Origin of the sequence: Cobetia sp. 14N.309.X.WAT.E.A4, from assembly GCF_030397495.1 — a bacterium.
GTDB classification, from domain to species: Bacteria; Pseudomonadota; Gammaproteobacteria; order Pseudomonadales; family Halomonadaceae; genus Cobetia; species Cobetia marina.
Genome location: NZ_JAPNXT010000016.1, coordinates 38,187 through 52,978, shown reverse-complemented (window position 1 = coordinate 52,978; position 14,792 = coordinate 38,187). Strand labels below are relative to the sequence as shown.

Annotated in this window: 9 protein-coding genes; 2 read left to right on the top strand and 7 right to left on the bottom strand. The window is 62.0% G+C overall.

Going from position 1 to position 14,792, the window contains the following annotated elements; genetic code table 11:
* Positions 1-89: 89 nt before the first annotated feature.
* The 3 genes from OW493_RS16335 to OW493_RS16325 form a co-directional block, all read right to left on the bottom strand.
* On the bottom strand, positions 90-1,466 hold the full coding sequence (locus OW493_RS16335; RefSeq protein ID WP_289864925.1) for an FAD-binding oxidoreductase: 1,377 nt from the start codon (positions 1,464-1,466) through the stop codon (positions 90-92).
* Between the two features lie 158 nt (positions 1,467-1,624).
* On the bottom strand, positions 1,625-3,370 hold the full coding sequence (locus OW493_RS16330; protein WP_289864924.1) for a BCCT family transporter: 1,746 nt from the start codon (positions 3,368-3,370) through the stop codon (positions 1,625-1,627).
* Between the two features lie 487 nt (positions 3,371-3,857).
* Positions 3,858-4,928 (bottom strand): nitronate monooxygenase, encoded by a 1,071-nt coding sequence (locus OW493_RS16325; protein WP_289864923.1) that lies wholly within the window; start codon positions 4,926-4,928, stop codon positions 3,858-3,860.
* 335 nt (positions 4,929-5,263) lie between these two features.
* Between OW493_RS16325 and OW493_RS16320 the strand changes: the two genes are divergently transcribed.
* Positions 5,264-6,994: a thiamine pyrophosphate-dependent enzyme gene (locus tag OW493_RS16320; RefSeq protein ID WP_289864922.1), complete on the top strand. Its 1,731-nt coding sequence runs from the start codon at positions 5,264-5,266 to the stop codon at positions 6,992-6,994.
* A gap of 196 nt (positions 6,995-7,190) precedes the next feature.
* On the opposite strand, the gene OW493_RS16315 is transcribed toward OW493_RS16320, so the two are convergent.
* The 4 genes from OW493_RS16315 to OW493_RS16300 form a co-directional block, all read right to left on the bottom strand.
* On the bottom strand, positions 7,191-9,419 hold the full coding sequence (locus OW493_RS16315; RefSeq protein ID WP_271303453.1) for a YjbH domain-containing protein: 2,229 nt from the start codon (positions 9,417-9,419) through the stop codon (positions 7,191-7,193).
* A 65-nt stretch (positions 9,420-9,484) separates the two neighbouring features.
* On the bottom strand, positions 9,485-10,456 hold the full coding sequence (locus tag OW493_RS16310) for a capsule biosynthesis GfcC family protein (protein WP_289864921.1): 972 nt from the start codon (positions 10,454-10,456) through the stop codon (positions 9,485-9,487).
* A 127-nt stretch (positions 10,457-10,583) separates the two neighbouring features.
* The gene (locus OW493_RS16305; protein ID WP_289864920.1) at positions 10,584-11,405 is read right to left on the bottom strand and encodes a hypothetical protein; all 822 of its coding nucleotides are present in this window, start codon (positions 11,403-11,405) and stop codon (positions 10,584-10,586) included.
* A 5-nt stretch (positions 11,406-11,410) separates the two neighbouring features.
* The gene (locus OW493_RS16300; protein WP_289864919.1) at positions 11,411-12,115 is read right to left on the bottom strand and encodes a hypothetical protein; all 705 of its coding nucleotides are present in this window, start codon (positions 12,113-12,115) and stop codon (positions 11,411-11,413) included.
* A gap of 1,510 nt (positions 12,116-13,625) precedes the next feature.
* Between OW493_RS16300 and OW493_RS16295 the strand changes: the two genes are divergently transcribed.
* Positions 13,626-14,789, top strand: a complete 1,164-nt coding sequence (locus tag OW493_RS16295; RefSeq protein WP_289864918.1) for a polysaccharide export protein — start codon at positions 13,626-13,628, stop codon at positions 14,787-14,789.
* Positions 14,790-14,792 lie beyond the last annotated feature (3 nt).

Sequence of the window (14,792 nt, the reverse complement as noted above, 5' to 3'; positions counted from 1 at the left end):
ACGGAATTGGAGTGCGCCGCGGCGTGTCGGGAAGTGATGGCAGGAAGTGATAAGAGGCGATCAGTGGCGGAACTCGCGCGGCGCGTGACTCAGCTCACCTTGTCCAGCATCTGGAAATACTTGTAGAGCAGGTGCTGGCCCATGCGCCGGATCGGCCTGAGCGGATGGGCGGGTAGCGGCGAGTTGAAGATCGGCAGATGGACCTCCGGCAACGACTGCCCGGCGATCAGCGCGGCCAGCTGCTTGGAAGCATAAGCCGAGAACGACACGCCGTTGCCGCTGTAACCCTGGGAGTAGAAGATCTGCTGCTTGGGGTCTGGCTGCACGATGCGCGGCATCATGTCGTGGGAGATATCCATCCATCCATGCGAGAACCATGGTGTCTCGATGCCGGCCAGCGCCGGGAACTTGCGTGCAATGGCGGCGTGCACCACATCCAGATGACGAGCATTCTGCGCATCCGCGCCGCTGATGGCGCTGCGCGTGCCGATCTGCAGGCGTTTCTCGGGCAGCAGCCGATAGTAATAGCGCAGCTTGCGGGTATCCGTGGTCAGGATGGTCGAACGCAGGCCGCAAGCCTCGATCTCATCGTCGGTCAGCGTTCGCGTCCACACCGAATTGGCCATGATCGGCATGTTGCGATAGGCGGTCAGTGAGTGGAGGTTGGGGCTGGTATAGCCCGCCGTGGCGATGCCTACCGCGCGTGCCTTTACCGTGCCTCCCGGTGTCTGCAAATAATGGATGCCGTTCTCGGTCGTCCAGTGTTGCACCGGGCTGCTGGTGTGGATTCTGGCGCCATGGCGGCGCGCGATACGCGCATAGCTGTAGGCCAGCTTGAGCGGCTGCACGGCGATGCCCTCGGGCTCCAGCATCGCGCCGTGACTTTCCTGATCGCCCATGAAATCCCGATGGACCGTCGCACGGTCCAGTGTTCGGGTCCGGTAACCGAGGATGTTGTTGCACAGGCGTGATTCGGCCTCGAGATGCTGCATGGCCTGCGGGCTATGGGCGATCAGCAGATTGCCCAGCGGTTGAGGCTCGCAATCCACTTCCGGGTCCTGGGTCAGGGACTTGAAGACCTCGAAACCCTCGAGACTATTGGCGTGCAGCTGGCGCGCCATGTCGACCCCCCATTTCCTGACCCACTGGCTGCGACTCAGGCGTCCCCAGGCCAGATGGCCCTGGCCGCCATTGCGGCTGGTGCAGCCCCAGCCGATCTGATTGGCCTCCAGCACCACCGCCTTGATGCCGTGCTCGCGCGCCAGGAACATCGCCGTGGCAAGGCCGGTAAAGCCGGCGCCGATCAGCACCACGTCTGCCTCCATGTCGTCAGTGACCGGGCCATCATCCTCGGGAGGCGGGCCGGCGTGGTAGCGCCAGTAGCTCGGCGCATAATCCACGCCTTCGCCCGGGGAGCTGTCCTTGAGGGGGTCGTAGTGAGGGTTGTAAGGCTGCTTGACAGTCATCGTGGGTCACCATCCGTGTTGTTGTTGGCGATCGTTGTCATTGGTGATCGTTGTTGTCGGTGATCAATGTCATTGGCGATCAATGGCGGTGCTTGTCCAGGCGTGCTGCGCTCTGGGGTCTCTGCCTGCCCGAGTCGGCGTGAATCGCATCATGCCGCTCAGGTCGCGCCCGGGATGGGTTGGCTTCCCGATCCCGGGAGGGCGTGCGGCGTTGGCGTGGCAGTGGTGCCTGGCGTGGCGGGTGTGGCAGCGCTCGGGGCTTCAGGCTCAGCGGCTTCGGCAGGCATCGGTCTGGCCTGAGGGGCCGGCTGCATGGCCGTCGCGGGCTGCTCGTGGGTCGCCTTGAGCATGCGATAGACCGAGAACATGTAGGCGATGCTGACGAGGAAGAAGGGCGCACCGACCACGATGGCCAGGCTCTTGATGGCGTTGAAGCCTCCGGCGAGCTGGAAGACGATGCCGGTGACACCGATGATCACGCCCCACAGCAGACGCATCAGGATCTTTGGATTCTCGTTGCCATTGGAGACCTGCATGGCCGAGAAGAACGAGGCCGAATCCGAGGTGGTGACGGCGAAGACGATGATGTTGAACAGCACCGCGAGGCACAGCCACCAGCCGCCGGGCATGCTCTGCAGCAACAGGTAGATGCCGGATTCCGGATTGCCCTGCACGCTCTCCCACAGCGGCACGATCTGATTGACCTCGGCATAGCCGGCCGAGCCACCCCAGATGCTGAACCACACGATCGACAGCAGCATCGGCACCACCACCACGCCGAACACGAATTCGCGCAGGGTGCGACCGCGGGAGATGCGCGCGATGAAACCGCCGCAGAAGGGGATATAGGAGATGTACCAGAGCCAGTAGAAGATCATCCACCAGCCCACCCATTCGCGCTGTTCGAAGCTGCCCGCGTCGGTCCAGAACTGAGTGACGAAGACGGCGCCGAAGTAATCACCGAACTGCTGGGTGATCATGTTCAGCAGGTACTGCGCCGGGGCATGACCGAAGGCCAGCAGCGCCAGCAATATGGCACCGGCCATGACCATGTTGAGCAGGCTGAGGTATTTGATGCCGCGCTCGATGCCGGTCGCCGCCGATGCCACGTAGGCGATGATGATCACCAGCATCACCATGGCCTGACCGAAGGCACCGAACTCGAGCCCGAACAGCACCTTCAAGGCATAGCTGATGGAGGTGACGCCCAGGCCGATCATGGTGGCATTGCCGCCGATGGTGCCGATCACCCCCAGCCCGTTGGCAAGCTTGCCCCACAGGCTGCTGTTGCAACGCTCTCCCAGAAGTCCGTAGAGGCCGGTGGCGACCGTTAGCGGCTGTCCCAGGCGATAGGCCGGAAATGCGATGGCCCAGGCGGCCACGGCAAACAGTGCCCAGCCATTCATGCCCCAGTCCATCAAGGTGTCGAGAATCGCGGTCGATACCCCGGCCTGCTGGCCGACTTGATTGAGATCCTGCACATGCGAGGAGGTGTAGAGGTGCGTCAATGGCTCGGCGACGCTGAAGAACACGAAGCCGATGCCTAGTCCGCAGCTGAAGATCATCGAGATCCACGCCACATAGCTGAATTCAGGGCGTGAGTCGTCCGGCCCCAGCCGGATGCCGCCAAAGGGGCTGAGCAACAGATAGAAGCTGAAGATCAGCGTCGCGGCGACCCCAAGCACGAAGCTCCAACCGAAGTTGAAGATCAGGAAGTCGCGTATGCCGGACAGCGCCGCGCCGGTCTGCTCCGGTACCGCCAGGGCGTAGATCATGATCAGGGTGTAGATGCTGAGAACGGGCCAGAACAGCCCCTTGTCGTAGTCGCCAAGCAGACCGGACGAGCGCGGAACGCCGTTGCTGCCAGCGCGCTCAGCCGCTGCGGGATTGCGTGTAGCTGTCACTGGGGTGTCTCCAGAAAGGGGCCCTGATGCTCCAGCCAGATCTCGTCAGACACCTGACGAGCCGACAGGAATATCGAGAGCAGATTTTATTGTTGTCATGGGAGCGGGGGCTGGGACTTCGCCATTCATTGAACCGGCAAGGTCCCCATCCATCGTCAGTGAATGCGCTGCAGCTGATGCAGCACTCGATGAATCTTCTCGCGTCAAAATGAAAATAGACGGCGGTGTAAATCACGCAAGTGAAATTTTCAGGTATTTTTTCATTTATATGTGAATTGGTAGACTTTTAGCGCTAACGCCTTGAAATAAAGAATCAATTGGGTGCACTGCTCAGGTTGGTTCGAGGGTCGAAGGCGGGCGAACAGAGGTAGGGGAGGAACGGGATAGGAAAGAGGAGGTGAGGGGGAGTGAAGAGTGAAGAGTGAAGAGTGAGGCAGCCTGTCAGGAGTGGCACTGCACGGAAGGTGCAGCGCCTTGCTCTGACCCGTTATCTCCGCAACGACATTGCCCTACATGCCATTCGATATTCCTTTCCCAATATTGCCACCAGCTCTCCCGCTGGCATCGCTCTGGCCAGCGGGGCGCCCTGGCCCGCCCACTGTGCCCCGAAACCGGTGTCGCCCTGCGATCTGGCGGCAGCGTTGAGCGCCTTGCCGGCGGCGTAGGTGAGAGGGTAGTCCGGTGGTGTGGGGCATGATGGGTCTTCCATCAGGCGGGCAAACCGATTGGCGAGAATGCGTGCGGGGCGGCCCGAGACGATCGAGGTCATGCGGGTGTCATGCGCTGCCGGTCCTGTGAGTGCGTCTCGATAGGCGGCATCGGCGCTGGATTCCGGGCAGGCGATGAAGGCGGTTCCGAGTTGGGCTGCCACGGCGCCATTCGCGAGAGCGGCGGCAATGGCCTCACCGTTCATGATGCCTCCCGCGGCAATGATCGGCAGGTGCGTGGCGTCTACCAGCTGCCTGGTCAGGGCGGCAGTGCTCAGCTGGGTATCCGCGGCTTTTGGATCAAACATGCCGCGATGACCTCCCGCTTCGAATCCCTGCGCCACGATGGCGTCCAGGCCGGCGCGCTCGATGGCGCGGGCTTCCTCCGGGTGGGTCGCTGTCGCCATGAGCCAGATGCCTGCCTCCTTCAATGCGCGGATAAAATCGCGTGAGGGCAGGCCGAAGTGAAAGCTGACGACGGGTGGGCGAGTCTCCAGCAACATCGCCTGCATGTCAGGGTCATCGGCGACGCTGGTATAGAGCGTGTCGAGTCTGGCGGGGGGCGTTGCCTCGAAGGCCTGGAAGTGCGGCGTCAGCCACTCCCGCCAGGCGCTCTCGCGAGCAGCGTCATGTGTCGGGGCCGGGTGCACGAAGACATTGACGTTGAAGGGCCTGTCGGTCAGCGCTTGCAGTTCTGTGATCATCCTGCGGGCGCCGTCGGCATCCGTGGCACCGACGCCGATCGAGCCCAGCCCGCCTGCCTTCGAGACCTCGGCTGCTAGGCGAGGCGTCGAGACGCCTGCCATCGGGGCCTGAATGATCGGCCACTGCATTCCCATCCTCTTCAGCATTTTCGTTCTCCCCAGCATCGTTCTCTCCGGCATTGCGCACTTTCCGGCTTTGCGCTCTCTCCAGTATTGCTCCATCCAGCATTGCGCTGTGCTCTGCATGCACAACTCCGCCTGTGCACTCCGCCTGTGCACGCTGCGTGGCGTGATCAGGTCCTCGCGGCTCGGGTGCCACAGGCTCATGCTACGCCGCACGCAACGCCGTGTGCCACTTATGCCTTGCGCCCTCACCATTGCATTTCCTCGGGTCATCCCAACGTCTTGTTTACTGTTTATTCGAATGAGTGAATGCATTGCTCATCCTTCACCGCAACTCAACGGAAAAGGAAAGCGCCCCCATGTCCAAGTCCCATTCTTCGGCCCATAGCGTCTCCGAGATCATCACCGAATCCCTGCTCGAGGCAGGTGCCAAGCGCTGTTACGGCATCGTCGGCGATACCATCAACCATTTCACCGACGCCATCCGGCGCTCCGAGATGGAGTGGGTGCATGTGCGGCATGAGGAGGTGGCCGGCTTCGCGGCAGGGGGCGAGTCTTTCATCAGCGGGGAGCTGACCTGCTGTGCCGGCACCTGTGGCCCGGGGAGTACTCACTTTCTCAATGGTCTGATCGAATCGCATCGCAATGGCGCACCGGTGGTGTTCATCGCCTCGCAGATCGATACCGCCGAGATGGGCGTGGGCTTCCCGCAGGATGTGGACCAGAAGGCGCTTTATTCCCAGTACAGCGTGTTCTGTGAATACCTGACCAATCCCGAGAATGCTCGCCGCATGGTGGCCATCGCGGCGCAGAAGGCGTTGGCGGAGGGTGGGGTCGCGGTGCTGATCGTCCCGGGGGATCTTTTCCCGCAGAAGCCGAAGGCCTCGCTGCCCTGGCGTGCCCATCGCTTCTCGCCGGTGATCCGTCCGAGTGAGCAGGAGCTGGCTGCCATCGCCGAGGCGCTCAATCAGCCGGGCAAGGTGTCGATCTACGCCGGGGTCGGCTGTCAGGATGCGCAGGAAGAAGTGCTGGCATTGGCACGTCGCCTCAAGGCGCCGGTGGCGTGGACGTCGCGTGCCAAGGACTTCATCGAGCCCAACAATGAACTCGAAGTCGGCATGACCGGCGTGTTCGGCCTGCAGGGTGGCTACGAGGCCGTCGCGGAATGTGACACCTTGCTGCTGCTGGGCTGCAGCTTTGCCTGGTCCCAGTTCTATCCGGACAAGGCCACCGTGATCCAGGTGGATCTCGACCCCGGCAAGATCGGTATCCGTCATCCGGTGGATCTCGGTGTCGTCGGTAGCGTCAAGGACACCTGCGACGCTCTGCTGACCCGCGTGGACCCGCGTGATGACAGTGGCTGGCTTGACAGCTGCCGCAAGAAATATCTCGAGGCACGCGACGAGGCCGCCGTCACCTCCGACGATGAGCATCTGATTCACCCGCAGGAGCTGACCCTGGCGCTGGACCGCCATGCCAGTGAGGACGCCGTCTTCACCGCCGATGGCGGCAGCCCCATGGTGTGGTGCCTGCGTCATATCCGCGCCAACGGCAAGCGCCGCACGCTGCCAAGTCTGATGCATGGCACCATGGCCAATGCCTACCCTCAGGGCATCGGCATCCAGAAGGCCTACCCTGAGCGTCAGGTGATCGCCATGTGCGGTGATGGCGGTCTGTCGATGCTGATGGGGGACCTGCTGACCCTCAAGCAGGAGAAGATTCCGCTCAAGATCGTCATCTTCAACAACAGCACGCTGGGCTTCGTGGAGCTGGAGCAGAAGGTCGAGGGCATCCTGGATACCTACACCGAACTCGAGAACCCCGACTTCTCGCTGGTCGCCCAGTCCATGGGGCTGTGGGGACGGCGTGTCGAGGAGAAGCACGAGCTGGATGAGGCAGTGCAGAGCCTGCTGGCCCAGGACGGCCCCGGGGTGCTGGAGGTCAAGGTCAACCGCATGGAGCTGGTGATGCCGCCGCACATCGAAGCCGGGCAGGTTGCCTCCACCGCGCTCTACTCCGCCAAGGCGGTGCTCAATGGGCGCATGGATGACGTGGTCGATCTGGTACGCAACAACTTCACCGGGCGGTGAGTACGGCGTGAGAGATTGTGGCCCACTCATGCCTTCGCTCAAGAAGGCATGAGTGAAGGCGCAGACCAGAAGGCGCAGACCAGAAGGCCCCGATCCAGAGGATCGGGGCCTTGTCGTTGGCACGGCAGGTGACTGAGGAGAACTTCAGCACGACCGGCCGTTGTCTGCGGGAGCAGAGGTCAGCTCGCGGTCAGGATCACTTCCATACCTGTGAGGCGAAACCGCGCCAGTAGTCGTCCATGTCGCGATAGCTGGTCATGTCATACAGGCTGAACTTGCGATTGAGGCGGGCGCCACCATCACGCGTCAGCGGATTCCACGCCAGGCCGACATTGTCGCGGGTGGAGTGCATGAAGAAGGCATCCAGCGGCAGCACGATGTAGAGGCCCTTGTCGAAGCTACCCTCACCGAAGTCGTCACCGGCATCGGTGAAGGTGGCCCAGGCACCCATGCGTGCGCCATTGGCGAAGCCGCGCGAGACATCCAGCGTCACGCCGACATCTTCTGCCAGATAGCGGCCGATACTGGCCTTGGCCAGCACATCCTCGTAGCCGGTATCCCAGTAGACGCTGGCATGGCCGGTGGTGGTGGAGTAGTCGCGCAGCCCGAACTGCTGGTCGAATTCACGCTGCTTGACCCAGTTCACATCGACCCCGTAGGCCAGTGGAGAGCCCAGCGGACGATAGAGCACCTCGGCGCCGACACCGGCATACATCATCTCCAGGATGCCGCCATAGGCCATGCCGTACCAGTCACGCCCGAACTGGTGGGTACGGGTGTACTGCAGGTTGTCGATACCGACGTCGGTCTCTTCGATATAGCGCCCGATATAGGAGCGAACCCTGGGCAGCTTGGAGTCCGAGATGTAATCGAACTTGTCGAAGTTGTCGAACAGGGTCAGCTGTGCCGAGCCGGAGAGCCAGCCGTGGCGATCGGTACGCCAGGCGGCCGAGCCACGCAGGTAGGCCTGATACAGATAGCCATCCGGGCCGCCGATGTTCTGGTTGAGGCCAGGTGAGAAGCCGGCGCTCCAGCGATCATCAGGATTCTCGAGCAGCACCTTTTCACCCGGGTAGCGCGCGGCACCTTGTGCCTCGTCACCGTCGGGTTCGGTGGCGGCCAGCGCATAGACGCCATGGGTATAGCGCAGCTGCTGGCGGGCGTCGTGACCGGCGTTGACGATATCGGCACGCTGGTGGACATCTTCGCGGGTATCCAGGCCGCCGGAGCGCAGGCGGTAATGGAAGCTCTCGAAATAGTCATCCAGGCGGTTGTGCAATACGCGGTTGGCACGGCCTTCGGCCTGTGCGGTCGAGCGGAAACGCGTACTCTCGCCGCTGACGATCAGCGCCGTGCCTTCGCGGGACAGGCTATCGACACGAATGCCGGATTGCGCCTGGATCTCGCGGGAAAGCTCAGGCCAGCTGACCTGGTTGCGTGAAGGGGCTTCTGCCTGCAAGGCCTCCGGCGGGCGGTCCAGCTTGGCCTGGGAGAGCCCGGCGAGATCCACCCCGAAGTTGACGCCCAGCATCGCGGTATTGCCCCGCTCCCAACCGGCCTTGAGGGTCAGGTTGTCCGTCACGCTCAGGCGAGCGCCCAGATTGATCGGGCTGTCCTGCGCTTGATCGTTGTCCTGTGGCTCGCTCTGATAGTCGTTGCCATCCAGCTCTACCATCATCACCAGCGGGTCCCACGGGGTCTGCCATTCCACGCCGCCGAACACGCCCATGTCGCCCTTGAACAGGCTGTTGAGGGAGAACTCGCCACCCTGGTCACCGCCGGTCTCGCCGCGACCGGGACGGTCGTTGTAGCTGTCGCGTATCCAGCCGATGGGGTTGGAGAGATCCCCGCGAGAGCCCAGATACCCCCAGCCCAGTCCCAGCGTGAAGTCCAAGTCATACCAGCGCTTGCTGGCGACCAGATATTCACTGCCGAACAGGCTGGTACCGCCCATGTCGCGCAGGCCGACCGCGAGCTGCGGCAGATAGCGGCTCTCTTCCCACAGGCGGATCTTGGCATCGACCCCCTTGTCCAGATAATCGCGGTCACCGGCGATGGATTCGCCATACAGACGGTTGGTGACCTCGGTATAGCGAAAGCCCACTTCCAGCCAGTCAAGCGGCTGCAGGCTGACGTTATAGCGCTGATACGGCTCGACCTGGCTGTAGGAGAAGTGGATGCTGCCCGGCTTCTGCATGCGCGCGGTCGGTGTCTGCATCAGCCCGACGCCGCCGAAATCCGATTGGCCATGCCCCAGGCCGCTCAGGCGGCTCTCGACGGGCTGCGGACCATCCAGCACGCCGGCGTGGCTCACGGGGGCCAGCATCACGCCCGCGCTGAGCAGCGCCAGCCTGCGGATGATGCGTGGCAGCGGGGCCAGACGCGGCCGGGCCTGCATGGCGGGAGAAGAGGGGAAATGATGCATGCTGTCTGCTGCCATCCTTTGCTTGCCTGAGCGCGAAGCGTGCGGCGGGTTCATGGACGCCTCGCTCATGGGGTCTCACTCTCGTCGGATGCGGGCGCCGACGCGTCGGCGGGGGCGTTGTCGGCCGCCACCTTCGCCTCAGCCGTGCCTTCCGGGGCTTTCGCTTCTGCCGCCTCAGGAGAGGCGTCCAGCTCACGCAGCGACAGCAGGTACTCCGGCGCCTGGGGCTGGCCAGTGATGGCATCCAGGCTGCGGCACGCCTTGCCCGGCCATTGCAGGCTCAACCATTCCGGCAGGCTGCGATTGACCCAGGCCGCCGAGGGCGAGAGGCGCGGCAGATGGATCACGACACGATCCCCCGGTGCCAGCGTGTAGGGCTGCTCGTTCCAGGCGCTGATGCCGCGCTCGATCACTCTGCCGCTGAGCGTGATGACACTGGCGCTCTCGGCGCTGGTCCGTGCGCCCGGCAGGCCGGCAATGGCCTCGCGCAGGGTCAGCTCCGGCCGCCAGTCAAGCTGACGAACGCCCACGGCGCTCCACAGCTGGAGGCGAGTCTCGGGCTGGCATTGCCCGATCCAGTCATGCGTGCTGAGCGGGATATCCAGGCGCGGGAAACGCCACAGCGCGATGGGATCGATACGCCCCACCTGACGGCCGCCGATCGGCGTGCGCTTGACGATCTGCATCCAATGCTTGAGCCCGGCGGCGGGCAATCGCTCATCGAACACCGCCTGTGAACTCAGTTGACGCAATTCGAAGAACAGCCGACGCCCCAGCTGGCGAGAGTGCTCACGCGCCTGCCGGGTCGCCACGAAGGTGTGCGGCCATTCAATGCCGTGCTCACCCCTCAGTTCGGCGAAGTGACGTGACAGTGCCTCGCTGATGGTCAGCGTGGTGGGTGGCTGAGCGCGATCAGCCGCGGCATCAGCGGCAAACGCTGGCGCAGGCGTCAGGAATGCCCCTGACGCGGCCATCAGAGAGCCGAGCAGTGCGGTGGACAGGACGGCCTTCAGACGTGTTGGCAGATAAGGTTTCACGACACCTCGACGAACAGGAGAATGGCCGTCGGCTCCCCCGCGAGGGGCGACGTGATCAAGGCGCTGACGCCGGCGGCTGTCATGCCATGTACCTTCTTGCCAGGCACTTTCATACCGGGTACCACGCTTACCACCAGGCACGTGCCACCTCCCAATGCCAATGGGGTGAGTCAGGCCAGGCCTGAACCTCTGCAGCCCAGATTCTGGGAGAGGCAACCGGTGTCATGGCGGGGGCCACCGCGTAGTGATTGACGCTCAACGAGCCGTCGCTCCAGTGAATGCTCTCCTCACAGCGGGCGACGCGTTGCTCGCCAAGCGGGAAGGGCTGCACGCTCGGCGCGGCACACGACCAGTCGGCACGGCCCTGGGCATAGCCCTCGGTGCCATCGGCGCGTTGCCAGCGCGTGCGTACGTGGTAGCCGGGAGCAGGCTCGCCAGCGGACAACGCGGACATCAGCGTGGTCAGGCGAGTCTCGCGATGCATGTCCAGGAGGTCGCTGTCGAAGCCGGCAGTGCCGGTCAGCCAGCCGTTCTCCAGGCGAACGAAGGCGTGGTCCGCGGTTTCAAAACGGGCCAGTTCTGTCGGAGGCGACGAGGGGGGCGTCACTGTCTCGGCAGAAGTGGCAGAAGATGACGAGGCTGCCGGTGAAGACAGCTCGTGGTCTGCTTGTGTCGGACTCGCGTCCGTGGCGCTGGGGGGGCGGGAACTGACGGTCTCAAGTGACGCCAGTACCACCATGCCGGTGTTGCCGTCGTAGCGCAGACGCAGCGACGCGTAGGGCAGGGCCCGCGCGCGCTCGGCATCGAATTGATCGCTGCCGAACACGGCGCTCGCCGTCTGACCCAGCTGCCCCTGCTCAAGCGCGGAACAGCCGCCAAGCAGCAGTGCGCCGGACACGAGCAAAGGGGCCGCCAGGCGACCCCCCATGCTGATGGATGTCGAGATCATGATGATCAGAAAGTACCTGTCGTGCCGGTGGTGCCTGTCGTCCCGGTAGAACCGGTGGTGCCGGTCGTGCCCGTGGTACCTGTCGTGCCGGTGGTGCCAGTGGTACCGGTGGTACCTGTCGTGCCGTCACCATCGCCCGGCTCGCCGCCTTCATCCGGGTTACTGCCATCGCCCGGATCGGTGGTGCCAGTGGAGCCGTCGCCATCACCTGGGTCGGTGGTGCCAGTGGAGCCGTCGCCATCGCCCGGATCGGTGGTGCCAGTCGAGCCGTCGCCGTCACCCGGATCGGTGGTGCCAGTGGAGCCGTCGCCATCACCTGGATCGGTGCCGCCGTCGCCCGGATCAGTGCCGCCATCGCCACCATCACCCGGATCAGTACCGCCGTCGCCGCCGTCACCCGGATCCGTTCCGATATCGCCGCCAGTGCTACCACCACTACTGCCATCGCCACCAGATGCGACAGTCGCCGCGACGCCCACTGCCGCTGCGAGGCCAGCGGCAACGGCGGCGATGCTGCCGGCTGCCATGCCACCGGCTGCGCCGGCACCTGCGGCAGTGCCACCACCGCTGCTACTGCCCGTACTTGTGGAAGAGCCGGTGGATGTCGTGCCCGTCTGCGCTGGCGCTTCACTTTCCGCGCGCGCGATCCCGGCAACGAGAGGGGATAGCGCCAATCCCGCGATGACCAATGTTGTAGCAGTACGTTTCATGAGAGGGCCTTATCTCCTGCAGAGTACATCTGCACATCTGGTTGTGATCGTGATGTCCTGCCGATGGGTTCCCTATTGGCACCAATCGGCAGGTCATGCACATTTTTGTGACAAGACTTGAACAGAGTTGGAACAATGCGCCCGGCATGCGATTGAAAGAAGCAAGCGTACACTCAAGCCATGACATTCTCATCAATGACAGGTGAAATCAGTTGAAGCATGGCGCATCTAGTGATAATGCGAGCCATCTTAGCGTATTCCCATTCTTTAGAGAATCTCATTTCACCCGCTGGCAGAGATATGGGAGCCAATGTGACGTCTTCACCTGCCGAAATCATATCAGGCCTTATATCTGTCAGGGGGCTGAGCTTACTAAATCCGACGAGTGAAAGTCATTATAAGAAGGTGCTTAATTAATCTCTTGGGGATGGTTTGTCTAATGCTTGTCGGGGCTTGTTGTGGTCCTGAATGTATATTTGCGTATCGTTGTGTAACTGTTTGGAGGCGTGTGAGTACTGCTGCGTCGCACATAGCAGACGCATGGTGGGTATTGTCAACTGTGATCAGTACAGTGAAAAGTGGGTCAAATAACAGGAAATTGTTTTTATATCAGTAGCTTATCAGATATCTGGTGCCAGAATCTCACGCCTGGACCTGAATGAAATGTGAAAAACTGGTGGATGAATTGCGTGATTTTACAGTATGATGCTCACCTTATTTGTCACCGCCGTGTTGCGAAAAGGCGACAGGGTTGGCAAGGATGCGAACCAGATTGATAGGAAATCAAGCACCACAGAGGTTGTCGTGTGCTCCTCTGGCAAGTGACACATTCTCCTACCGCTACTGCTGGCAATCTTCTTTCTTGTCAATCACGCCTGCATCTGACTCGCTGGTGACGTGCTTTTTTGCGTAAAAAAGTTCTTGTACTGCCAATGTCATGGTTGAGTCACTCAAACGCTATAGCGTCAAGACACAAAGCAACTTCATGAGCTCGACATGCCTGCGTGTGATGGATGAATCCTCACGCCTCAAGGCGATGCTCACTATGTGCTTTCTGTCTTGAGGTGATGCTTTATGTCTCGCCTGATGAAATCAAGAGAAGGAGTCAAGGCCATCCGGCATTGAACTCGAGAACTTCGTTTCAAGGCGCCACATTGCATTGCCGCTTTCCCTATGACTTCTCGTAACGCCCTTTCCAGGGTGGGGAAACGTTCGTCTTAAAATTCTTGAATTGTTTCCATCGTGGAAGCAATTCTGTCGCGTCATCAGCAGTCTCTGCTGGTGGGCGTGTCCGGGCCTTGGGGTAAGCGCCGTCATATACCTCAGGGCGGTAGCGTGCCTGAACGCTGAATGGCTCAGAGGTGCACCACCTCGGTTCCTGGGCACCGAACCAGCGTTTCTTCCTGACGATCCATCGTCTTTCATCGCTTCAGCACTCATGGCGGATGTGCCTTGCCAAGGCGCGCCGGGTGAGCTGCTTACTTCATCTTGCAGGTTTCGGGGGTTTTACATGATCAAGGTCACCATGTTTGGCAAGGGCTGTGCGCTGAAGCCGCGCCCCCGCCTGGCAATGACCACCGCGCTGTTGATTGCCATGTTGTCTACCACCGGCTGTGCCTTTGCCCCCGGTGGCAACATGGATTATCAAGCGGAAACGGCTCCCCTGGATGACGCGCTCGAGGTCCGGCCCATCACCTTTGGCATGGTAGATGCCCTGAAGGACAGTCACGGGAAGGCCCAGCGTGACAACGAGAAGCTGGAACAGCAGCTGGCCGATTACGATTACCGTATCGGCCGAGGGGATGTGCTCAACATCATCGTCTATGACCACCCCGAACTGACCATCCCGGCCGGCTCCGAGCGCAGCGCCATCGAATCAGGCAACAGCGTTCACAGTGACGGCACCATCTTTTATCCCTATATCGGGCGCGTGAAAGCGGCGGGGCTCACCGTCAAGGAATTGCGGGCGGTCATCGAGCGTCGCCTGTCCGGCTATATCGCCTCCCCGCAGATCGATGTGCAGGTGGCGGCATTCAAGTCCCAGAAGGTCTATGTCACCGGGCAGGTGGAAACCCCGGGAATCCTGCCGATCACCAATGTGCCGCTGACCATCCTCGACGCCGTCAATCAGGCAGGCGGCCTGTCGCCGCTGGCCAACTGGCACGACGTGGTACTGACACGTGATGACAGTGATGAGCACTTCTCGCTGTATGACCTGCTACAAAACGGCGCGCTGAGCAACAACCGTCTGCTGCGCGACGGCGATGTGCTGCACGTGCCGGATGTGGGCAATCAGAAGGTCTACGTGATGGGCGAGGTGCAATTGCCGGGCAGTCTGGCGATGGGCAATTCGCGTATCTCGCTGACGGATGCCATCGCACAGTCTGGCGGTATCGATGAAGGTCAGGCAGATGCCAAGGGTATCTTCGTCGTGCGGCGCGCGGACACCAGCACTGGCAAGCTGGCGACGGTCTACCAGCTGGATGCACGTGATTCGGCGGCCTTCGTGATCGGCGCGGAATTCATGCTTCAGCCTTCGGATGTGGTCTACGTCACGGCCGCGCCGCTCAGTCGCTGGAACCGTGTCGTCAATCAGTTGCTGCCGACACTGACAGCCGTCTATCAGGTGACGCGTTCCGCCAGTGATTTCGATGATCTGCGCAGTGATGATTGATCC